The sequence below is a fragment of the Chryseobacterium soldanellicola genome (genome assembly GCF_900100115.1).
In the GTDB taxonomy this organism is placed as follows: domain Bacteria; phylum Bacteroidota; class Bacteroidia; order Flavobacteriales; family Weeksellaceae; genus Chryseobacterium; species Chryseobacterium soldanellicola.
The window spans coordinates 996,222-1,017,607 of record NZ_FNKL01000003.1; the positions used below are offsets into that span (position 1 = coordinate 996,222).

At 35.0% G+C, this 21,386-nt stretch carries 22 protein-coding genes and 1 rRNA gene; 15 read left to right on the top strand and 8 right to left on the bottom strand.

Annotated elements, in window-relative coordinates; translation table 11 throughout:
- The first annotated feature begins 1 nt into the window (after position 1).
- The 4 genes from BLT04_RS13970 (at position 2) to BLT04_RS13985 (ending at position 2,087) form a co-directional block, all read left to right on the top strand.
- The gene (locus BLT04_RS13970; RefSeq protein ID WP_089756386.1) at positions 2-691 is read left to right on the top strand and encodes a T9SS type A sorting domain-containing protein; all 690 of its coding nucleotides are present in this window, start codon (positions 2-4) and stop codon (positions 689-691) included.
- A 106-nt stretch (positions 692-797) separates the two neighbouring features.
- The gene (locus BLT04_RS13975) at positions 798-995 is read left to right on the top strand and encodes a KTSC domain-containing protein (RefSeq protein ID WP_089756387.1); all 198 of its coding nucleotides are present in this window, start codon (positions 798-800) and stop codon (positions 993-995) included.
- 103 nt (positions 996-1,098) lie between these two features.
- Entirely contained in the window at positions 1,099-1,563 is a 465-nt protein-coding gene (locus tag BLT04_RS13980) for a redoxin domain-containing protein (RefSeq protein WP_089756388.1), read from the top strand.
- A 5-nt stretch (positions 1,564-1,568) separates the two neighbouring features.
- Positions 1,569-2,087, top strand: a complete 519-nt coding sequence (locus BLT04_RS13985) for a DsbA family protein (protein WP_089756389.1) — start codon at positions 1,569-1,571, stop codon at positions 2,085-2,087.
- A 261-nt stretch (positions 2,088-2,348) separates the two neighbouring features.
- On the opposite strand, the gene guaB is transcribed toward BLT04_RS13985, so the two are convergent.
- The 7 genes from guaB to BLT04_RS14020 all read right to left on the bottom strand — a co-directional run bounded on the left by guaB (position 2,349) and on the right by BLT04_RS14020 (position 8,703).
- On the bottom strand, positions 2,349-3,809 hold the full coding sequence (guaB, locus tag BLT04_RS13990) for an IMP dehydrogenase (RefSeq protein ID WP_089756390.1): 1,461 nt from the start codon (positions 3,807-3,809) through the stop codon (positions 2,349-2,351).
- A gap of 165 nt (positions 3,810-3,974) precedes the next feature.
- Positions 3,975-4,475, bottom strand: a complete 501-nt coding sequence (locus BLT04_RS13995) for a DUF4252 domain-containing protein (protein WP_089756391.1) — start codon at positions 4,473-4,475, stop codon at positions 3,975-3,977.
- Between the two features lie 12 nt (positions 4,476-4,487).
- Complete coding sequence (locus BLT04_RS14000; RefSeq protein WP_089756392.1) at positions 4,488-5,756, bottom strand: DUF4252 domain-containing protein; 1,269 nt, start codon at positions 5,754-5,756, stop codon at positions 4,488-4,490.
- A gap of 59 nt (positions 5,757-5,815) precedes the next feature.
- Positions 5,816-6,487, bottom strand: a complete 672-nt coding sequence (locus BLT04_RS14005) for a hypothetical protein (RefSeq protein WP_185114305.1) — start codon at positions 6,485-6,487, stop codon at positions 5,816-5,818.
- A complete protein-coding gene (locus BLT04_RS14010; protein WP_089756393.1) occupies positions 6,462-6,971 on the bottom strand; it encodes an RNA polymerase sigma factor in 510 nt (169 codons plus the stop codon). The genes BLT04_RS14005 and BLT04_RS14010 overlap by 26 nt, the downstream gene beginning before the upstream one ends.
- 98 nt (positions 6,972-7,069) lie before the next feature.
- The gene (locus BLT04_RS14015) at positions 7,070-8,230 is read right to left on the bottom strand and encodes a GlmU family protein (RefSeq protein WP_089756394.1); all 1,161 of its coding nucleotides are present in this window, start codon (positions 8,228-8,230) and stop codon (positions 7,070-7,072) included.
- A gap of 221 nt (positions 8,231-8,451) precedes the next feature.
- The gene (locus BLT04_RS14020) at positions 8,452-8,703 is read right to left on the bottom strand and encodes a type B 50S ribosomal protein L31 (protein WP_002976190.1); all 252 of its coding nucleotides are present in this window, start codon (positions 8,701-8,703) and stop codon (positions 8,452-8,454) included.
- A 183-nt stretch (positions 8,704-8,886) separates the two neighbouring features.
- On the opposite strand from BLT04_RS14020, the gene BLT04_RS14025 reads away from it, so the two are divergent.
- From BLT04_RS14025 to BLT04_RS14075, 11 genes are all read left to right on the top strand, one after another.
- A complete protein-coding gene (locus BLT04_RS14025; protein WP_089756395.1) occupies positions 8,887-10,305 on the top strand; it encodes a hypothetical protein in 1,419 nt (472 codons plus the stop codon).
- Positions 10,305-10,631, top strand: coding sequence for a nucleotide pyrophosphohydrolase (locus BLT04_RS14030; RefSeq protein WP_074232143.1), 327 nt, complete (start codon positions 10,305-10,307; stop codon positions 10,629-10,631). The genes BLT04_RS14025 and BLT04_RS14030 overlap by 1 nt, the downstream gene beginning before the upstream one ends.
- Before the next feature lie 79 nt (positions 10,632-10,710).
- Positions 10,711-11,940 (top strand): 3-phosphoshikimate 1-carboxyvinyltransferase, encoded by a 1,230-nt coding sequence (locus tag BLT04_RS14035; RefSeq protein WP_089756396.1) that lies wholly within the window; start codon positions 10,711-10,713, stop codon positions 11,938-11,940.
- Positions 11,941-12,615, top strand: a complete 675-nt coding sequence (locus BLT04_RS14040) for a hypothetical protein (protein ID WP_089756397.1) — start codon at positions 11,941-11,943, stop codon at positions 12,613-12,615.
- Entirely contained in the window at positions 12,615-13,409 is a 795-nt protein-coding gene (locus BLT04_RS14045; protein WP_089756398.1) for an SDR family oxidoreductase, read from the top strand. The genes BLT04_RS14040 and BLT04_RS14045 overlap by 1 nt, the downstream gene beginning before the upstream one ends.
- Before the next feature lie 182 nt (positions 13,410-13,591).
- Positions 13,592-15,196, top strand: coding sequence for a BamA/TamA family outer membrane protein (locus BLT04_RS14050; RefSeq protein ID WP_228421952.1), 1,605 nt, complete (start codon positions 13,592-13,594; stop codon positions 15,194-15,196).
- Positions 15,197-15,432: 236 nt separating this feature from the next.
- The gene (locus BLT04_RS14055) at positions 15,433-16,005 is read left to right on the top strand and encodes a hypothetical protein (RefSeq protein WP_089756400.1); all 573 of its coding nucleotides are present in this window, start codon (positions 15,433-15,435) and stop codon (positions 16,003-16,005) included.
- Positions 16,006-16,101: 96 nt separating this feature from the next.
- Entirely contained in the window at positions 16,102-16,902 is an 801-nt protein-coding gene (locus BLT04_RS14060) for a WxL protein host-binding domain-containing protein (RefSeq protein ID WP_089756401.1), read from the top strand.
- The gene (locus BLT04_RS14065; RefSeq protein ID WP_089756402.1) at positions 16,895-19,645 is read left to right on the top strand and encodes a COG1470 family protein; all 2,751 of its coding nucleotides are present in this window, start codon (positions 16,895-16,897) and stop codon (positions 19,643-19,645) included. The genes BLT04_RS14060 and BLT04_RS14065 overlap by 8 nt, the downstream gene beginning before the upstream one ends.
- Positions 19,642-20,178 carry a hypothetical protein gene (locus tag BLT04_RS14070; protein ID WP_089756403.1) on the top strand — a complete coding sequence of 179 codons (537 nt, stop codon included), beginning with the start codon at positions 19,642-19,644 and terminating at the stop codon, positions 20,176-20,178. The genes BLT04_RS14065 and BLT04_RS14070 overlap by 4 nt, the downstream gene beginning before the upstream one ends.
- Before the next feature lie 10 nt (positions 20,179-20,188).
- On the top strand, positions 20,189-20,716 hold the full coding sequence (locus BLT04_RS14075; protein WP_170828481.1) for a hypothetical protein: 528 nt from the start codon (positions 20,189-20,191) through the stop codon (positions 20,714-20,716).
- A 549-nt stretch (positions 20,717-21,265) separates the two neighbouring features.
- On the opposite strand, the gene rrf is transcribed toward BLT04_RS14075, so the two are convergent.
- Positions 21,266-21,373, bottom strand: a 5S ribosomal RNA gene (gene rrf / locus BLT04_RS14080).
- Positions 21,374-21,386 lie beyond the last annotated feature (13 nt).

Below are 21,386 nucleotides of genomic sequence, written 5' to 3' on the forward strand. Positions count from 1 at the left end.
TATGAAAGCACTTTACTTATTGTGTCTGGCTCTCGGAAGCTCAGCTTTTGCCCAGACCATTACATTTAAAGGATGTTATAATCTGTTTGACAACCAACCTTATATACTAACTAAAACCGGCGTAGATGCCTACAATAAAAACATCTACATTACAACACCTGTTACAGGAGATCAGGACTGTGGCGGTTTAGGAACTTGTGAGTTTAAAATACAGTGGAATAACGCTTTAACAAGATGGGAATTTCTTGCAGACAGCGGAAACGGAACTTTTGTAAACCCCTACTTGATTTATTATAATTCCACAGGAAATAATGCCGCTTTGAACCCTCCAAGCAATACCGTGGGAACCTGGATTGAAAATACGACGGTAACTAATGGTGATTGTGGAGGAAACCTTACAGGAGCCAACTCTACAATGACAGGTGATGTACATACCACTGTTTTGGGAACTACTGACTTGATGACAAAATCTAAAATCCAGATTTTCCCGAATCCTGTGGCTGAAATTATTTCTGTTTCAGGGATTGATGATGCTCAGTCTGTTCAAATTTACAATATGACCGGCCAATTGGTAGCCTCTGAAATTTTTAATAAAAAGATCAATGTTTCAAAACTAACTTCAGGAGTTTATTTACTAAGGATAAAAACGAAAGACTCTCAGATTCATGAATTTAAGTTCGTGAAAAAATAAACACATCTTTATATAATTTTACAAAATTACTTTAAGCTTTCGGGATTTCCGGAAGCTTTTTTAACGTTAAAAATTTTCACGGAATATTTTTTGATAATGAATAATTATGCCTTCATCAGTTGTAAACAATTATATTTATTTCCCTGAAACTGAAATATTGCGAATAATATATCAGTCGGGAGCCGTTTACGATTATCTTAAAGTACCAATGGAAGTCTTCGACAGATTCAAAACGGTGCAATCGAAAGGCCGCTTTTTAAATTATGTCATTAAACCTAATTTTAAATATAAAAAGATTGAATAATCCTGGTTTTTAAGAATAATTAATCCATCCTATTGTCTTTAATTAAATTCTTATCTCTAATTTTATTCTGCTGTTAATTTTTTTTAACTAAACCACAAATAATATGATATTAGAACAAGGAACCTCAGCCCCGGAATTTGAGCTTAACGCAACACCCGATCAAAAATTGAAACGTTCTGATTTTTTAGGAAAAAATTTAATTCTGGTTTTCTATCCTGCCGACTGGAGCCCTGTCTGTGGGGATCAGGTGACTTTATACAATGAAATGCTAAGTATCTTCCATAAATATAATGCGGACATACTCGGGATTTCTGTGGACAGCTCCTGGTGCCACGATGCTTTTATGGCAGACCGGAAACTGCATTTCCCATTACTGGCAGATTTTCATCCTAAAGGTGACGTTTCAAAGGCTTACGGAGTTTATAATGAAGAAAACGGAACCTCAAAAAGAGCGCTATTCGTGATCGATAAAGAAGGAATCATCCAATGGAGCTATCTGTCGCCGGACGGCATAAATCCCGGAGCCGACGGAATCATTGATGCATTAGAAAATTTAAATCAAAAATAATAACTATGTCGACTTTAAGAGTACCAATCGGCCCGAATGATCAGGTTCAGGGCGACCCAAATACGGCAAAAATCGTTTTGGTGGAATATGGAGATTATCAATGTCCTTATTGCGGGCACGCTTTCCCGCTTGTGAAAAAATTTGTTGAAGAATATGGTGATGAGGTCGCTTTTGTCTTCAGAAATTTCCCTTTAACAGATTCTCATCAATATGCAATGGCAGCCGCAACAATCGCTGAAGCCGCAGGAAAACAAGGAAAATTCTGGGAAATGCATGATCTTATTTATAATAATCAGAATATGTTAAGCGAAAATATGCTGAAAGAATGTGTTGCTGCTTTAAATTTAGATATCAATAAAATCGAAAATGATATTACCACATCAAACCTTCAGGATAAAATTGAAGCTGATTTTGAAGGCGGGGTAAGAAGTGGCGTAAACGGAACTCCGTCATTTTTCGTTAATGGTGAGAAATGGGAAGATTATGACGGGACGTATGATTCATTTGTTGGACTGGTTTCTTAATTGAATTTTATCCTATTTATGATTTAAGTTTTGGCTAAAGCCATTTTTTTAATTTATGACGAAAGCGGGCTAAAGCCCGCTCCTATTGAATAGTTTGTCATTCTGACGAAGGAAGAATCTCAACAAATAAATATTATAGATTCTTCACTCCACTTTGTTTCGTTCAGAATGACAGTATTGAAAACATACATTACTTATAAAACAAAAAACAAGGCTACCTCAACATTGAGATAGCCTTATTCATTATATTTAATTTATTATTTACAAAGAATAATTCGGAGCTTCCTGAGTGATAATAACATCGTGAGGGTGAGATTCTTTTAATCCGCTTCCTGTGATCATTACCATTTTGGTGTCTTTTTGTAAAGCTTCGATATCTTTAGCTCCACAATATCCCATTCCAGCTCTTAAACCTCCTGTCAATTGGAAAATTACATCTTCCAGTTTTCCTTTGTGAGGAACTCTGCCTTCAATTCCTTCCGGAACGAATTTTTTAGCTTCACTTTGGAAATATCTTTCTTTTCCGCCTCTTTTCATGGCAGAAAGACTTCCCATTCCCTGGTAAGACTTAAATTTTCTACCCTGGAAAATGATTTCTTCACCCGGAGCTTCATCCGTTCCTGCTAAAAGTGAACCCAGCATTACTGCTCCCGCTCCACTTGCAATAGCTTTAACGATATCTCCTGAAAGCTTGATTCCACCGTCTGCGATTACTGCTACATTTTTGGATTTAGCGTATTCATAAACGTTGTAAATCGCAGATAATTGAGGAACTCCAACTCCCGCAACAACTCTCGTTGTACAGATAGAACCAGGACCAACACCTACTTTAAGAACGTTTGCACCCGCTTTAATTAAGTCTTTTGCAGCTTCAGCCGTTACGATATTTCCTCCAACGATATCCAAATCAGGATAGGCTTTTCTGATCTCGGCAATTTTATCTAAAACTCCTTTAGAATGACCGTGAGCAGAATCAATTCCTACAATATCAACACCTGCTTTTACCAAAGCGGCAATTCTATCCATTGTATCTTCGCCAACGCCAACTCCGGCACCTACCATAAGGCGGCCGTTCTGGTCTTTGTTTGCGTTTGGATATTCCAATTGATTGTCGATATCTTTAATCGTAATTAATCCTACTAATTTATTGTCTTTATCAACGATAGGAAGTTTTTCAACTCTGTTTTTAAGAAGGATTTCCTTGGCTGTTTCAAGGTTTGTGGTTTTATCAGAAGTGATCAGATTATCTTTTGTCATGATATCTTCAACCTTCATATCGAGATTTTCCTGATATTTTACATCTCTGTTTGTGATAATTCCGATTAACACATTATCAGGATTTACAACGGGAAGACCAGATATTTTATATTTGGCCATTGTTTCTTTAGCCTGAGCAAGGGTATGATCTTTTGTAAGGGTTACGGGATCAGAGATCATTCCGTTTTCCGAACGTTTTACACGGTTAACCTGTGCAGCTTGTTCCGCGATCGTCATATTTTTATGAATAAAGCCTAAACCTCCGACTCTTGCCAGAGCAATCGCCAAATCTCCTTCAGTAACTGTGTCCATTGCAGCAGATACTATCGGAACATTCAAAGTGATTTTGTCGGTAAGTCTTGATTTTAATGAAACCTGGTTAGGTAAAACTTCTGAATAAGAAGGGACTAGAAGAACGTCATCGAAAGTGATGGCTGTCTCTACAATTTTGTTATGAATAGACATCTTTACTTTCTTTGCAAAATTAGGCTATTTAAACGAGATATGAAAATCCTTTTCAATAGTTTAAATAAAAATTAATAATCAATAACTTAAATCGAAAAAACCGCTTCCAATCGGAAACGGTCATTGTACAAAATAAATATTAGTTATATGAACTGAATATTCTCTTTATTTATCTGTTGCAGAATTGATCATTTTTGAAATATCGTCGGGAGTAAAACTTCCTCGTACATCTACAAAAACCAAGTCTTTATCAGAGTTTACGGTGATAAGCATATTCTTAATGGCATCACCTTTTTGTTTTACTCGAATATTGACGTTGTCACCGTCATGCTTTATCGTTGCCCAATCTTCGTAATTATTATCATTCAGATAATTGGCAAAATCTTTTAGCATTGCTCTGTCGCCGTTTTCTATGGTCAGCACTTTTATTTTTGAAACTTTTTTAACCAGATTGATCAATTCTTTATCTTCACCATCTTCTCTCAAAGCTCTTTTAATGAAAGGTTTCGCTAAAAACATCGGTACATTCACACTTTCGAATCTTGCTCCTTTAAAATCATGTCCTGAATCTGAAAAGTAAGCCATATTGGGTCTTTCTGAAACAATACAGGACTGTAATAAAAACGCGGCACAGATAATCAGAAAAAAGGTTTTTAAAATTTTCATGATAATTAGTTTTTAGTTAATCGGTTTTAAGCTTCCGCCGGACATTTTACTGATATCAGAATCAATTTCAGGATTTCCTTTATATTTTACCAAGCCTCCGGAAGATGCTTTTACCTTTAATTTATCAACAACATTGATGGAAAGACTTGCTCCTGAAGAAGATTCTGCCTCAACATTATTTACTCTGAAATTTTCTGCCTTGCAAAGTGCACCGCTGCTGATCTCAAAATTAGCCTGCCCGGATTGCCCTTCAAAGCTTGTATCTGAGCCGCTTGATCCTTTAAATCCAAAAGTTTTAGAAGTAATAGTAGCTTTAATATCTGATCCTGAAGTGGCTTCAACTCTTGCATTATTCGATATCGCAAATTTACCTTTCACCACAGAACCCGAAGATGCATCGATTGTTAAATTATCTTCCCGAACCGAATTAATTGTCGTAAAAGTAGCGCCCGATGAAGCTTTTATATTATCCATTCTCGGGGAAGAAACATTTACGCTGATATTTTTGAACTTTAAATTTTTCTGCCCTTTGTTATCAACATATACTTTCAGCACTCCGTTTTCAACTTTAGTAATGATGTATTGAAGCTTGTCGGCATCAGCAATCACCTTTACGTTCGTCGGACTTTCCTGTTTAAAAACCAGATTAACGCCCGTACTTACATTAATTCCCGAAAAATCGCCTACATTTCTGGATTCACCATTTAGGTAAGAAGCCGGATTTTCTGATATCAAATTACTTCTCGTATTGGTAATCGGATTAACTTTCGTGTCACTTGAGTTGATAATTTTATTAATATCATCCATAGAAAGCTTCCCATCCAGCATGACAAGAATATTTTCACCTTCACCGCTGTCAATGCTCAACAGGATGTCATCCAAAATACCTTCTTTCGCTTCGGATGAAAGAAATTTTATTTTTGCACCGTCGCTGTTCATTGTCATTATTTCACTATAATTCAACGCTTTAAGATATGATGAGATATCTTTGTTGATCTGAAGCAATTTTTGTCCTTTCCCGCTATTTTCATTTTCCGGTCTTTCTGCGATCAATACTTTTAAGCCATTAATTTTTGCCAATAAAGGTTTAATCTGGTCTAATTGTGAGTCTTCAATGTTCAAACTGCCGAGCATTCCGAACATGGGTTTTGCAATTTTAATGGAAGTCACTCCTTCCACTTCCTGATACTTCTCAAAAAGCTGGTCTAGTTTATCCTTTTGCCCGTACACATTGAAAAAATGTGAAAAAGCAAATGCGAATAGTATGAATATTTTTTTCATGAGTCAATTTTTTTCTTTTTTTTGATTATTAGCCTGATCAGTTGCTAACCGTTTATATATTAATAATCTACATTATCCATTACCTTCGGCTGCGACAGTTTTTCGCTGACATTGGCAAATACCTGGAAAGAGTATTTTGTGATATTAATGGCTTCTTCCACATTCTCAATTCTTTTGCCATTTACGATTACATATGAGTCTTTGTAACCTGTAGAATCACTTTTTGCCTTATATTTTGGAGAATTATTTACAAATCTTGGTTTTGATTCTTTTTTTAGCCTTCCTCGTTTTGGTAAAATTTCATCTAAAACATCTTTTTCAGCCATTTGGCTTTCCTGAAAAATAGAATCTTTTTTTATTTCCGAAATTGTGTCATTCACATGATTGACAGCAACCTGCTCCTGATGATCATTATTTTCTTCAATAAAATCTTTTTTCTGGCTTTTAATTTGATTTTCAACCAATTGCGACTGATCTTCAACATCTGATTTTTGATTGTAATTAAAAATCAAACCAATTCCGAAAAGCAAAACCACACTAGCAGCCATCCAAAACCATTTAGGAAAAGAAGGTTTCGTTTTTGTTTCCAGCGGAATGATCGGAGCTTCGTTATTCTCAGATTCCTTGTTTTCTGCTTTTTTCAGGAAATCTTCAAAATCCCAATCCATTTTGTCTTCCTTTAAATTCTGGAAGATCTCGTCGTATTTATCTTGAAATTTGTCTTTGTTCATAATCCATCAGTTGTGAAATTTGTTCTTTTACTTTTTGTCTTGCCCGCATAAGATTTACTCTTACCGCATTTTCTTCCATTTCCAGCATTTCAGAAATTTCAGACACTTCATACTCTTCAACATCTTTTAAATGGATGACCATTTTTTGTTTTTCCGGAAGCTGATTAATAAAACCAATAATGTGTTCTTTTAAATTATTCACTTCCATACTGTAAAGCTCCGACCGGTGAAGTTGCATATCCGCGAATCCTAACTTGACGTCGTGATGCTTCAGCCTGTTCAGACATTCATTCCGGACGGCTTTGAGCGCATAGGATTTTAAATTTCCGAACTGCTCCAGCTCCTCCTTTTTCTGCCAAAACCTGATCATCAGATCCTGAACTACATCTTCTGCCTCATCACTGCTCATAACAAATCTTTTCGCAAAGCGATACATCTCGTTTTTGAGAATAAATACCGTATTCTTGAAAGTTTCTTGGGTCATGAGCTTTGTTTCTATTAGTAAGACAATTAAAAAATTAATTCTATTACATCATAAATGAAAAAAACTTCAAAAAAATTTGAAGTTTTGATTATTAGCATCTAATAAGTATCAAAAATATGCTTTAAAATAGCCTTATCATCGTCTGTTAAAGGTACTTTTCGTCTTGCCATTGCTTTTTCTGCAACTTCGTAAGCTTTATCTAATTTAAACCTTTCATCATCTTTAAATCCGCCCCACGAAAAATTTTCTATCAGATTCGGAGGAAAGCCTTCTTTAAAAATATTGGAAGCGACTCCTACAATAGTTCCTGTATTTAACTGAGTATTGATCGCGGTTTTAGAATGATCACCCATAATTAAACCTGCAAATTGCAATCCTGTATCTTCAAAAGTTTTGGTTCTGTAATTCCAAAGTTTTACGTGTCCGTAATTATTTTTAAGATTTGACGAATTGGTATCTGCCCCGAAATTACACCATTCTCCCACAACGGAATTTCCTAAAAACCCGTCATGCCCCTTACTTGAATATCCAAAAATAATGATGTTACTGACTTCTCCACCCACTTTACAATGAGGCCCGATTGTAGTTGCCCCGTAAATTTTTGCCCCAAGATTAAACTTAGATTCTTCGCCCAAAGAAATGGGACCACGAAGATTGCAGCCTTCCATCACTTCAGCATTTTTGCCGATGTAGATTTTTCCGGTTTTTGTATTTAATGTTGAAAACTCAATTTGTGCGCCTTCTTCTATGAAAAGATCTTTTTTATCTCCCAAAAACCCATTAGTAGAAGATAATTCTTGTGATTTTCTTCCTTTTGTTACTAATTCAAAGTCAAAATTAATGGCTTTATCATTATACGTAAAAAGATCGGTCGGCTTTTTAAAGAAAATAAGTTCTTCCTTAATATCAGTCATTTTTTCGATCTGATGTAAAGAAAAATCTTTCATATTGATTTTTGCAGCAACTAATTCATCTTCATATACCAAAGCTTCCCCTTGCTTCAAATCTTTTATTTGCTGAATGACATTTTCGGTCGGTAAAAAATTCGTAACTAAAAAAAGGCTTTCCTTTTCTTCAGGATTTTTAAATTTTTGCTGTAAATAATTTTCCGTGAAGTAAGAAATTTCGGTGTTTTCTAAAATTTTCTGCCATCTTTCGGAGAACGTAAGGATTCCGCATCGCATCTCTGCAACCGGACGGGTAAAAGTAAGCGGAAGAAAATCTTCCCAATATTGCGCATCTGAAAATACTAATTGCATTTTAATAAGAAGTTAGATGTTAGAGACTAGAAATTAGAGGATGGAAGATATAAGTTTCAGTGATTAAATCAATCATACTTCTCTACCATCAAATTTCTGCTTAACGCAAAAATACAAATCCTACAACTAACTTTTCATATCTTATTTCTAAATTCTATATTAAATCAAATAAAAAAGTCTTCCAAAATTTGGAAGACTTTAAATATTTTTAATTCAAAAAATTACTTAGCGAATTTTTTGTATTTATTCATGAACTTATCAACTCTACCTGCAGTGTCAACTAATTTCACTTTACCAGTGTAAAAAGGGTGAGAAGTTGAAGAGATTTCCATTTTGATCAATGGGTACTCTTGTCCTTCGTACTCGATAGTATCTTTTGTTTCTGCAGTAGATTTGCAAAGAAACACCTCGTCGTTACTCATATCTTTGAAAACAACAAGTCTATAATTTTCTGGGTGGATTCCGTTTTTCATAATACAATTTTAAAAAATTAAAGTTTTGCTTTCGAAATAGTAATGGTATTTCTTCTGCTAAATTTTAGGTTGCAAAAATACAATTTTTTTTTAAATTTCCAAATATGCATTCAATATTTTTTTCTTAATAAGAAATTCAAAGTATTTTCGTTAAATTTGAAATCTATTTAAACTTTAATTTCGATGAAATTCAAATTATTACTGGCTTTTTCATTTTGGATACTTTTGGTAGCTGTATCATGTAATAAGGACGACATTACGTTTGATGCGCCCTCACAAGAGCTAAGCTTTTCAAAAGACACGGTTTTTTGTGACACGGTTTATCATCAGGTACGTTCTGAAACCTATGTTGTAAAAGTATACAATAATGAAGATAAGGATATTATGATCCCAAGAGTTAATCTCGAAAAAGGGGCTGCATCTTTATATAAGATCAATGTTGACGGAAAAGCCGGATACGATTTCAAGGATGTTCCTTTGAGAAAAAAAGACAGCTTATATATTTTCGTTGAAATTGCACCGGAAGCTACCGGCCCGGAAGCGATTGCAGAAGACCGCATTGTTTTCACCAGCCCGGCAGGACAGCAGCATGTAACATTGTTTTCGGTGGTTCAGGATGCTGAATTTTTCATTCAAAGCCCTTCAAACCCGAATGTTATATCCAATCATACAACATGGACGAATACTAAGGCGAAAATTATTTACGGGAATTTAACGATTGATCCTAATATTACTTTAGATATTGAGGCAGGAACAAAAGTATATTTCCATAAAAACAGCGGAATGAAGGTTTCGTCGGGCGCTACTTTAAATATTAACGGAGCTTTAGATAATGAAGTTGTCCTTCGTGGTGACAGAAATGACCCTTATTACGATACGATTCCCAAAAACTGGAACTCAATCAGAATGGAAGCCAATTCCAATCTTAATATGAATCATGCAAGACTTTTTGGTGGCACAAAAGGCTTAGATATGAGACAGGTTACGGCAAATATCAGCAATTCATTCATCCATACTTTCCAGGAATACGGAATTTATGCCGTGGCTTCCACTGTTACTGCAAAAAATTTAGTCATGAATAACTGCGGAGAATCCTGCATCGGGATTTTCAAAGGTGGAAGTCATAATTATACGCATTCAACAATTGCCAATTACTCTCAGGTTTTAGGCTCTTTTAACAGAAACGGAATTTTTGCCACCAACGAATGGAAAAACGATGCCGGACAAACCGAGCAGGGAGCGCTTCAACAGCTTAATATAAGGAATAGTATTGTGTATTCTGACAGAGATAATTCTGTGAATTTTGAGCAAACGCCGGGGCAACAGTTTAATTTTTTAATCCAAAACTGTCTTTTAAAATATTCTGGCACATCAGAAGCCGGATTCCCTTTCGATAATAACCCTACTTTTGTGGTTCAGAGCATTAAAAATCAAGATCCGTTGTTTGTCAATTATTTTACAGCACATTTAAATTTAAGAGTAAAACAAAATTCTCCCGCCATCAACAAAGGAAATACAGCGGTAGCAGCGACAGTACCTACAGATATTGTTAACGTATCACGAACTGCCACTCCAACTTTGGGAGCTTATCAGTATCAATAATGGAAATTACCAATCTGCAGCAGCAAGTCGACGAATGGATCAAAACCATTGGTGTCCGTTATTTTAATGAACTGACAAATATGGCAATGCTGACAGAAGAAGTCGGCGAAGTTGCCCGAATTATCGCCAGACGATACGGCGAACAGAGCGAAAAAGAAAGCGATAAAAACAAAGATTTAGGGGAAGAACTGGCAGATGTGCTGTTTGTAACTTTATGTTTAGCCAACCAAACCGGAGTCAATCTGCAGGAAGCTTTCGATAAAAAAATGAAGATAAAAACCGATCGCGATAAAGACCGTCATCAGAATAATGAGAAGTTAAAATAAGATATTAGATGTCGGATTTCAGACACTGGATTATTAAAAGTCTGAATCTGATATCTTGAATCTAAAATCTGAAGAAATAATGAAGAAGCTGGAAAAATCAAAATTAATCGGAGATAAAACAGTTCAAATCAGCGGTTCGAAAAGCATTTCGAATCGTTTGTTGATTTTAGAAAGTCTGTTTTCAACTCTAAAAATCGGAAACCTGTCCAATTCCCAGGACACACAATTATTAAAAAAAGCACTCTCCGAAGACACGGAAATTGTAGACATACATCATGCAGGAACAGCAATGCGTTTTCTTACATCATACTATTCGATTTTTGAAGGAAAAACTACAATTCTTACAGGCTCAAAAAGAATGAAAGAAAGACCGGTGAAAAATTTGGTAACCGCTCTTCAGGACTTAGGTGTTGAAATTGAATATCTTGAAAATGAAGGTTTTCCACCTTTAAAAATTACAGGAAAAAAAATCACTCAAACTCAGGTTAATGTTCCGGCTAATATTTCAAGCCAGTTTATTACTTCACTTTTGCTGATCGCAGGAAAATTAAAAAACGGACTGAAAATCAATCTTGTGGGCGAAGTCACTTCAAGATCTTACATTGAAATGACGTTGGATATTTTAACCAAATTAGGAATTAAAAACAGCTTTGTTGACAATACGATAAAAGTAGGATCATTTATTTTGAATAGTGAATCGTCAATTGTGAATTATGAAGTCGAAAGCGACTGGAGCTCAGCATCTTACTTCTATTCAATTTGTGCATTAGGAAGAGAAACCATTCACTTAAAAAGTTTTTATAAAGAATCAACTCAGGGAGATTCTGCGATTGCAAAAATTTATGAAGAGTTTTTTGGAATTAAAACAACTTTCTCAGAAGACGAACATAAAATAACACTACAACCCGATCCGAACTTCTCATTTCCTGAAAAAATCATTTTGGACATGAATAATTGTCCGGATATCGCACAAACGCTTTGTGTAACAGCAGCAGCATTGAAAATTCCATTTGAGATTTCCGGTCTGGGAACTTTAAAAGTGAAAGAAACCGACAGACTTTTAGCCTTACATAATGAATTGAAAAAACTCGGAACAGAGACTGAAATTACAGATTTTACAATCAATTCTGTCAATTTTAATCAACCTGAAGAAAATATTTCAATCAAAACATATCAGGATCACAGAATGGCAATGAGTTTTGCACCATTCTGCCTGATCAAAGAATTAATTATTGAAGACGAAGACGTCGTAGAAAAGTCTTATCCGATGTTTTGGGAGGATCTTTCAGAGATTTTAAACACCATTTAAATGAAAAATTTCTTTTCTTTTTTTGTCATCATCTTTTTTCCAGTTTTTCACGCCCAGGAATTGAAAAATTTTGTGGTTCCGAAAGGGTACACAAAAATTGCGGAAACAAAAGGAGATCTCGATAAAGACGGAAAAGACGAAATAGTATTGGTTTTTAATACTGATAAAAAAGTTAAGTCTGATTTTAATAACGGTTATCAGAGAGAATTTTTCATCCTTAAAAATAATAATGGAAAACTGCAAATCTGGCGAAAAAACTCAACCGTAATTTTCGCCTCCGAAACTGGCTTTTATCCTGAATACAATCCCATTCCTGATGTTAAAATAAAGAATGGCTGTATTATTATTTCGCAGAAATTTAACACCAACTCAAGACACACACAGGCTTACATACATACTTTTCGGTTTCAGAATGGTGATTTCTATCTGATCGGTTCTGTCAGCACATTTGATGATACTTGCGAATTTAATATGCTGAATGAAATCAATTTTTCAACCGGAAAAGCTATTGTTAACGAAAATTATTCATCATGCGACGAAGAAGAAAAAAATATTCCAAAAGATTATCACAAAGAATTCATCCATAAACTCAGTTCTCTTGTAAAAATGAATAATTTTACACCCGGAGAAAATTCATTTAAAATTCCTAATTCAGATAAATATTTTAATTACTAATGTCAAAAACTATAATCATCACAGGAACTTCATCGGGAATAGGCTTCGTTTTAGCGGAATATTTCGGAAAGAAAGGCCATAAAGTCTACGGTTTAAGCAGAAAGCACACTGAAAGCGCATATTTTAAATCAATTCCGACAGATGTTACGGATAATAATGCCGTACAAAATGCCATCGCCGAGGTTTTAAAAACTGAAACAAAAATCGATGTCCTGATCAACAATGCCGGAATGGGAATGGTAGGCGCTGTAGAAGATTCTACGAAAGAAGATATTTTAAAATTATTCAACCTGAATTTGGTGGGAGCCGTTCAAATGATGAGCGCTGTTTTGCCTAAAATGCGTGAACATAAATTCGGGCAAATCATCAATGTTTCCAGTATTGGAAGTGAGATGGGATTACCTTTCCGTGGGTTTTATTCTGCGTCAAAATCTGCTTTAGACAAAGTAACTGAGGCGATGAGATATGAAGTTTATCCCTGGAACATCAATGTTTGTTCGCTTCATTTGGGTGATATCAAAACGAATATTGCAGAAAACAGGGTAAGAACAAAAGTTTCCGAGCCTTACGCAACTGTTTTCGATAAAGTTTATGCTTTGATGAATTCTCATGTAGGCGAAGGAACTGAACCTTTGGAAGTTGCAGAATATGTTGATGCACTTTTAAACAAAAATAAATGGAAAGCCCATTATTATTTTGGTAAATTCGGGCAGAAAATCGGAGTTCCGTTGAAATGGATTCTTCCGCAGGGAACTTATGAAAATTTAATGAAAAAGTATAATAAACTGGCTTAGTTTCAGTTATTAAAACAAATTTTAATTATATAAATATTTAAATGTAAAAATTCAAAGATGCTTCGACTCCGCTCAGCATGACAACGTTACAAAATGACACTTAGTATTAGAAATGTCATGCTGAGCGAAGTCGAAGCATCTTTAATCCGGATAATATCTTAAATGGTTTAACTTAAATCGAATTGAAGTTAATTTTAAAAATATTTTTTGTACTGTTTTGCGTTTTTACACAAGCGCAAAAGAAGCAGTATTGGCTTATTGATACCGAAACAAAAGTCAGGAAAAAAGTAAAAGATTCAACTTCTGCCGTGAAATTTCTGGATTCTCTGGCTCAAAGCAATTATTTTTTCACTCAATTAAAAGAAGTAAAAGTAAAGGGAGACAGCACGGAAATTTTCTACGATAAAGGAAAAAATTATAACGAAACTTATGTTGACCTTTCCGATTCTTTAACTTTAAAATTAAAATCGAAGAAAGATTTTTTTACTAAAAATTTAGATTCCACAAAAAAAAGCATCAACAAAAAATATATTGATGACGGCTTTGCCTTCAGCAGAATAAAATCCAAATATAAAGGTCAGAAAAACGGTTATCCGATTGTAGAGCTTGACATCAATAAGAATGATAAAAGAACGATCGACGGTTTTGTTGTAAAAGGGTATTCAAGAGTTCCGAAGAGGTTTATGAAAAATCTTGAAAAGGAATTTAAAGGAAAAACTTACGACGAAAAGAATCTTATTGCCATCAACAAAAATTTTCAAAGCCATCAGTTTGTAACGTTGGAACGGCCTCCGCAAACCTTATTTACGAAAGATTCCACGAGTATTTATCTTTTCATGGAAAAGAAAAAGACGAATACTTTCGACGGAGTGATCGGTTTTGGAAATGATAAAACAGATAAATTTACTTTAAACGGAACCCTGAATGTTAATTTCAGGAATATGTTCAACGGCTTTGAAACGGTGAATTTATATTGGCAGAGAAACCCCGATAAAGGTCAGAATTTTGATCTGCAAACCGATATTCCCTATCTTTTTAAATCAAATGTAGGTTTGAATATGAAAGTCAATATATTCAGACAGGATTCTACTTTTGCGAATGTAAAAGCCCTTCCTGCCTTATATTATCACATGAACAGCCGGAATAAAATCGGTCTTCGAGGGACTTTCGAAAGCTCAAGTATTATTGATACATTATACGTCCAGGGGAAAGATTACAACAAAAAAGGAATTGGAGTCTGGTTTGAGATGATAGAACCTACCGATGTTGATCTTTTCCTTTACAAAACAAAAATCACTGCCGGATACGATTATCTGACAACAACGTACACCAAAGACAATATTAAAGCCCCTCAAAACCAGTTTTACTTTTTTGGGGAACATAATTATCATATTAATGGAAATCATTTTCTGAACTTAAAAGCGGAAGGTGCCATGATGGATTCTAAGATTGAATTTTCTGCCAACGAATTATACCGTTTCGGAGGCTGGAATTCTATGCGGGGTTTCAATGAAAATTCCCTCGCCGCCGATTTTTATTACTATGGAAGTTTGGAATATCGGTATTTAATTGGAAATCAAGCCTTTTTTGATGTCTTCGGACAGTACGGACAGCTCAATAATAAATCGTTGAATGTAAAACCTAAGCTCTACAGTGTTGGGCTCGGCTTCAACTTTTTTATTCCGATCGGGCTGATGAGTTTCCAGCTTTCGAATGGTAATGAATTTGGAAATCCTTTTAAGTTTAATGACATCAAAATCCATTGGGGAATTTTGAGCAGGTTTTAAAATTAATACAAACAATATTTAATTAAAAGTCTTATGCAAACTGCGTAAGGCTTTTATTTTACACTTGATTTTAGTCATAAATTTTTAAAATAAACTTTAATAATTTGCACCGAATTTAAATTTTATATCAATATTAAAATGTTGGTAATGAATTAACAAGCATATAAATAAATCATAAAAATATTTCATACATTGATGAATTTTATTAACTTCACCTAACCAAATTATAAAATACCATGAAAAATTTGAAATTAACATTAGCTTTATCTTTAGTTACTTTCGGAATTGCCGCAAATGCTCAAGATACAAACACAGACAACCACACAATCGGGATTACCATCCCCGAAGTAGCACTGGTAGATATTGAGCCTGCTGCCAGTAAAAACATCACTTTAGGCTTTACAGCTCCTACAGAAGCAGGATTACCGATCACCCCAACAGGAACGAACAATACGCTTTGGCTGAATTATTCATCCATAAAATCAGTTACTGACGCTACAAGAAATGTTTCTGTAAGATTAAATGCCTTAATTCCCGGGATTGACATCAGAGTAACTGCCGCAACTGCAACAGGTGCCGGTGGAGGAACTTTGGGTACACCTTCAGCTCAGCTGACGTTAAGTGCTGCAGATCAAACAATTATTTCAGGAATCGGAAGCGCTTATACAGGAGACGGTGCCAACAACGGTCATAATCTTACCTATGCATTAGCTCCCGGAAGTGGCGCAGGTACAATTGCAGCGTATGCAGATCTTCAAGCTACAACTGCAGCTGTCGCGACTGTAACCTATACGATTTCAGATAATTAATCACTGAAATTTCAACTTTTATAAGAAGAAACCGCCTGTCTGTTTCTTCTTGGATCTTTATTGCCGTTATTTTTAACACCGAAACTTTACATTAAAATGATAAAGCGCTTTTTCTATTGTTTAATCCTGATTTTGTTTTTTGGATTTTTAAGGGCTAATATTGTTGTGCTTAATGGGCTTACCCACAATTATAAAGTAGAAAACGGACAAGTTTATAAAGGAAAAATTGCCGTGGAAAACACAGATAACAAGCCCCAAAACGTGAAAATATTTTTGCAGGATTTTACCTATCTGGCAGATGGCTCTATTAGTTATACAGCTCCTAACAGCAACGATAAAACCAATGCCGGCTGGATAAAATTAAATACCAATCTCGTTACTCTGAAGGCGAAGGAAAAAACTGAGATTTATTATGAAATCAAGGTTCCTGATAAAGTTTCTCAGGCGGGAAGCTATTGGAGCGTTATTATTGTAGAGCCGGTAGAAGATATAAAACCAAACGACAGTAAAGATGGAATTAATATTACATCTGTGATCAGATACGCCATTCAGGTGATTACTGATTATGATTCGGAGAAGGCAAAACCGGAATTAAAATTTGAAGGAGTAAAAATCGATAAAGAAGACGGAAGACAAATCCTGAAAATTGCAATAGCCAATAACGGAAATCTTTATTGCAAAACGATTGCTGCCATTGAGATTTACAACCGTAAGAACGAACAGAAAATCGGAAATTTTACAAGCCAGGCCATGGGATTGCTTCCTAAAACTTCCAAGTCTTTTTATATCGACATCAGTAAAATGCCACCCGACACTTACAATGCCGTCATCATCGCAACAGATGAAAACGAAAATGCTTTTGCCATCAATGTGGAACTAGAAATAAAAAATGATTAAAAATTGGGCTTTATATCTTACCATACTATTCCCAGTACTTTTTTTTTCTCAAAACCAACCAAAAGAGTTTGTCAGCAAAAAAGATAGTCTACTGCCGGGAACGTCTACTTCTATTTCCTTTACGATAGAAAATAAGACCTCGGAAAGTAAAATTTATAACATCTCCGTCGAAAGTTCAAGCCCGCATATTACTCCTATTCTTGCCAATGGTGAGCTTAGAATTTCTGCTAATGAGAAGAAAATTTATATTGTCCCGTTAAAAATTGCTAGAGAAACCTCACAAGGAATTCACACGATCACCCTGCATGGAATTAATAAAAATAATGGTGAAAAATTTATAAAAAATGCTCAAATAGAAATTTCAGGGAGCAGAAAATTATCCGTCACTTTATTGGATTCTCCGGAATTTATAAAGGCAGGAGAAACCATTAAAGCTTCATTTTTATTAAAAAATAATGGGAATAGTATTGAAAATCTAATCTTAGAAAGTAAAAATGCTGTTGTAGACCATGATGCGACATTAATTTTACCTCCAGGTGAAACAAAAATAATTACCATTAATAAAAAAACAAATCCTGATCTCGGCAAAAATGAATATCAAAATTTGAATTTGTCAGTGTATTCCTCTGATAATCCTAAAGACAATCAAACCGTTTACACAAGTGTGAAAATTATTTCTGTTAAACCTCTTGAAGACGATATTTACCACCGGTTTCCGGTTGCGGCATCAATTTCTTTTGTAGGAATGCAAAACCGAGGAATTTACAATGATGGTTTTCAGGGTGAGCTTTACGGAAAAGGAAGTTTAGATAAAGAAAATAAAGGCTTACTAGAATTTCATGCGGTGACAAAAAATCCGGTCGAGTTTAATTCTTTCACACAATATGAGGAGTATTTTGTTAATTATAAAAGAGATCATTTTTTAATTCATTTAGGTGATAAAATGTATTCTTCTTCATTTTTGACGGAATTTGCAAGATATGGTCGCGGTGCAGAATTGCGGATTGATGCGAAAAAATTAAGTTTCGGAGGTTTTTATAACCATCCAAGATTTTTCCGTGATATTAAAGATGAATTTAATTTTTATACCAAATTTAAACTCAATAAAGAATCAGAAATTACCGCAGGATATTTATACAAAATTCCGCGAACGGAGGAAATTAATTCTAATTTTAACAATATGAGATTAGATTCAGATGCTCATTTGCCATATCTCACAGGAAAATTTAAACTGACAAAAAACCTTGATGTTTCGGGAGAAGTTTCCTACAGCAAAACAGAGAAAATGGACGGAGCTGCTTACATGATCCAAACACAGGCAAGTTTTGAAAAAATAAACGGAAATTTGATGTACATGAGAGCAAGTCCGGAATTTGCAGGATATTTTTCCAATACAAGTACATTTAACGGAAATATTCAATACAGGATTATAAAAAAAGTAAGTTTAATCGCTAATTATGTTCAGGATGCGAGAAATTTTCAAAGAGACACTTTATTTCTGGCGGCACCGTACAGAAAGTTTCTGCAATATGGAATTCAGTACAGATATTTGGAGAATGGCTCGGTGATGCTTTATAATGGTTTTCAAAAATATCAGGATCGCCTGGAACCCAGACAATTTGATTATTTTGAACGATTTTTTAAAATAAGTGTTGATCAGCAATTAGGAATTTTTCAATTGAATTTAGAAGGTCAATTTGGAAAAACAGAAAATTATCTTACAGATTTCAAAGGAAATTCGAGCTTTTATACAGTCAATGTAAGCTTTGAAAAGTTTAAAACATCTTTTAATTTATATGGAAGCTATGCCTTAACTTCCCGCTATCAGCAGCAAAATCAGCGACAAATTTATTACGGTGCAAGAATTATGAGCCGTTTTTCCGATAAAACTTATTTCAGCCTTTTTTATCAGAATAATTATATGCCTGAAGATTATTTTAAAGACCGGAATCTTTTCGAGCTGGTTTTTCATCAGCAAATTTTCCCAAATCATGAAGTTGACATTTCAGGACGTTACACTTTACAGCGTGGTGAATTGGGAAATAAGGATTTTATATTTTCTTTACGCTATACTTTACGATTGAATATTCCAGTACAGAAAATTGCGGAATACACAACTTTATCAGGAAATATCAAAAATATCGGCGTGAAAAAAGTTGACGGAATTCGTTTGATGCTGGGAAATCATTTGTCTGTGACAGACAAATACGGAAATTTTATATTTAAAAATATCATTCCCGGTGAATATTATTTAGAAATCGATCGGTCAACCACTGATATTAATGATATTTCGACTATTACATTACCTGCTTCGGTTAATCTGACGAATAAAGAGAATATTTTCAACTTCGGATTGACAAGTGCAGCCAGTATTCAGGGAGAAATACAATTTACGGAAGTTGAAAATCAGATCAGCTTTGCACAATTTCAGCCTAAAAAAGATAAAAAGAAAAAAGAAAGCATCGTTGTTGAAGCCACGAATGGTGAACAAACCTATCGCAAAATAGCAATTGTTGATGAAAAATTTGATTTTACTTATTTACGTCCGGGAGACTGGACGGTTAAAATTTATCGAAACGGACTGGATAAACGTTATAAAATTTCAATGGATACTTATCAATTGACTTTAAATCCTTCCGAAATAAAAAAAATAACGATCAATATTGTGAAGCAACAATCAGAAATTAAATATCAACAGGAAACCATAAAAGTAGGATATAATCAAATAAAAAAACGAAAATGAGACCGGCTAAAAACATATTGTATTTACTTTTCTTTTTACTCTCCTGCAGGATGTTTTCACAAACAACGGGAAACAGAACAGTTGCCGTAACCTTACCAATCGTCACATTAATGGATATAGAACCTGCCGGAAACATCACTTTAAGCTTTACAGCTCCGACAGAAGCCGGAAGATCAGTCGTAAATCCATCCGCCAACACTACAAAATGGATTAATTATACTTCTGCGATTGCATCAGGAGGTGTTACGAGAAGAATTACCGCATCAATCAATCAGATTATTCCAGGCGTTGATATAAAAATACAGGCAGCAGCAGCGGCCGGATCAGGAGGAGGAACTTTGGGAACGCCTTCTTCACAAATTACTCTGACCACAGCTCCTACAACCATTATCAGCGGAATTGGAGGGGCATTTACCGGAACCGGGACCAATAACGGTCATCGTTTAACGATTACTTTAACACCTAATAATTATGCCAACTTATTTGCCCGAACCAATACTCCTGTTGTCATTACTTACACAATCACTGAATAAAATTAAAGGTATGAAATCGAAAAATTATTTTCTTACTAAAGAATTCTTGATAAAAAGTATATTTTTTGTTATTTTAATGATATTCAATACTATTTTACAGGCACAAAGAACATTAACAGTAAGTGGAACCAATTGGACCGTTCCTATTCCTGCAATTACAGAAGCTGGAAGTAATTATGCAGGAACCTATGAAAGTGCAACCAATCAGATTCTTTTGGCAGCAGGAGTTCCTTTGCTGTTGGGAAGCGGTAAAATATCTGTTCACTACGAAGCCAATCCAACATGGCACAGCTCACTTATTTTGCAAGCAAGAAGAACAGGAAACGGAACTACAACTTGTGGAACATGCTCAATTACCGGCGGCACAACATATATTACTGTTCCTCAGACTGATGTTGAACTTTTTAGAATCCAGGCAATTGTGGCTCTTGCCACATATACCAATATTCCCATACAAATAGAGCTTACAGGTGTATCTGTAACAATTCCCGCAGCCACTTATAACAGTAGAATTGTTTTTACAATCAGTGCTCTTTGACATAAAACAGAAGCCAATTATCATATTTAAAAGAAGCTTTTGATTTATCCCTTTTAATCTTTAAATGATATCACTAATTATTTTTAGGAGCTATTTCCTGCTATCCGCTCATACTCCTCACGCCAACGCATTCCAGCACCTAAACCCTCAAACCCTTCCACTCCCAGCTGCGGGGTAACCGCTTTTATCAGGGCTAGGAAGTCGGCAGTTTAACTTATTTGAGTTATCAGTTACCTTGTAGGGACACGATCATTATTTTGCCATCGGCATCTGACAGTATATCTTTAAAATATTTCTATACTTCGACAACTTCGGTTTACTCCTCGCAATGACACAACACAGTTTGCAATAGGCAATAGGCAATAGGCAATAGGCAATAGGCAATAGGCAAAAATACTCCTTCCTTATTGATGACTAATTGATCTTTTTATTAATGATTAATGCTTGATGCTTGATGCTTGATTATTGATCATTGATCAATGATGTATTTCTTTAAAGTAAGGACATAAAAAAACTCCTTCATCAAAAGATGAAGGAGTTTTAAATAAAAACTGGCGGCGACCTACTCTCCCGCTTTCGCAGTACCATCGGCGCTGGTGGGCTTAACTTCTGTGTTCGGAATGGGAACAGGTGAGCCCCACCGCTAAAACCACCCTAAATAAGGTATATA

Excerpts from the sequence above, each read along its gene's own strand:
- BLT04_RS14055 (WP_089756400.1), top strand. The coding sequence starts at position 15,433 with ATGAAAAATTTGAAATTAACATTAGCTTTATCTTTAGTTACTTTCGGA.
- BLT04_RS14000 (WP_089756392.1), bottom strand. The coding sequence starts at position 5,756 with ATGAAAAAAATATTCATACTATTCGCATTTGCTTTTTCACATTTTTTC.
- BLT04_RS14010 (WP_089756393.1), bottom strand. The coding sequence starts at position 6,971 with ATGACCCAAGAAACTTTCAAGAATACGGTATTTATTCTCAAAAACGAG.
- BLT04_RS14065 (WP_089756402.1), top strand. The coding sequence starts at position 16,895 with ATGATTAAAAATTGGGCTTTATATCTTACCATACTATTCCCAGTACTT.
- BLT04_RS14030 (WP_074232143.1), top strand. The coding sequence starts at position 10,305 with ATGGAAATTACCAATCTGCAGCAGCAAGTCGACGAATGGATCAAAACC.
- BLT04_RS13975 (WP_089756387.1), top strand. The coding sequence starts at position 798 with ATGCCTTCATCAGTTGTAAACAATTATATTTATTTCCCTGAAACTGAA.
- guaB (WP_089756390.1), bottom strand. The coding sequence starts at position 3,809 with ATGTCTATTCATAACAAAATTGTAGAGACAGCCATCACTTTCGATGAC.
- BLT04_RS13970 (WP_089756386.1), top strand. The coding sequence starts at position 2 with ATGAAAGCACTTTACTTATTGTGTCTGGCTCTCGGAAGCTCAGCTTTT.
- BLT04_RS14075 (WP_170828481.1), top strand. The coding sequence starts at position 20,189 with ATGAAATCGAAAAATTATTTTCTTACTAAAGAATTCTTGATAAAAAGT.
- BLT04_RS14040 (WP_089756397.1), top strand. The coding sequence starts at position 11,941 with ATGAAAAATTTCTTTTCTTTTTTTGTCATCATCTTTTTTCCAGTTTTT.
- BLT04_RS13995 (WP_089756391.1), bottom strand. The coding sequence starts at position 4,475 with ATGAAAATTTTAAAAACCTTTTTTCTGATTATCTGTGCCGCGTTTTTA.
- BLT04_RS14015 (WP_089756394.1), bottom strand. The coding sequence starts at position 8,230 with ATGCAATTAGTATTTTCAGATGCGCAATATTGGGAAGATTTTCTTCCG.
- BLT04_RS14020 (WP_002976190.1), bottom strand. The coding sequence starts at position 8,703 with ATGAAAAACGGAATCCACCCAGAAAATTATAGACTTGTTGTTTTCAAA.
- BLT04_RS14060 (WP_089756401.1), top strand. The coding sequence starts at position 16,102 with ATGATAAAGCGCTTTTTCTATTGTTTAATCCTGATTTTGTTTTTTGGA.
- BLT04_RS14035 (WP_089756396.1), top strand. The coding sequence starts at position 10,711 with ATGAAGAAGCTGGAAAAATCAAAATTAATCGGAGATAAAACAGTTCAA.
- BLT04_RS14005 (WP_185114305.1), bottom strand. The coding sequence starts at position 6,487 with ATGAACAAAGACAAATTTCAAGATAAATACGACGAGATCTTCCAGAAT.
- BLT04_RS13980 (WP_089756388.1), top strand. The coding sequence starts at position 1,099 with ATGATATTAGAACAAGGAACCTCAGCCCCGGAATTTGAGCTTAACGCA.
- BLT04_RS14045 (WP_089756398.1), top strand. The coding sequence starts at position 12,615 with ATGTCAAAAACTATAATCATCACAGGAACTTCATCGGGAATAGGCTTC.
- BLT04_RS14070 (WP_089756403.1), top strand. The coding sequence starts at position 19,642 with ATGAGACCGGCTAAAAACATATTGTATTTACTTTTCTTTTTACTCTCC.
- BLT04_RS13985 (WP_089756389.1), top strand. The coding sequence starts at position 1,569 with ATGTCGACTTTAAGAGTACCAATCGGCCCGAATGATCAGGTTCAGGGC.
- BLT04_RS14025 (WP_089756395.1), top strand. The coding sequence starts at position 8,887 with ATGAAATTCAAATTATTACTGGCTTTTTCATTTTGGATACTTTTGGTA.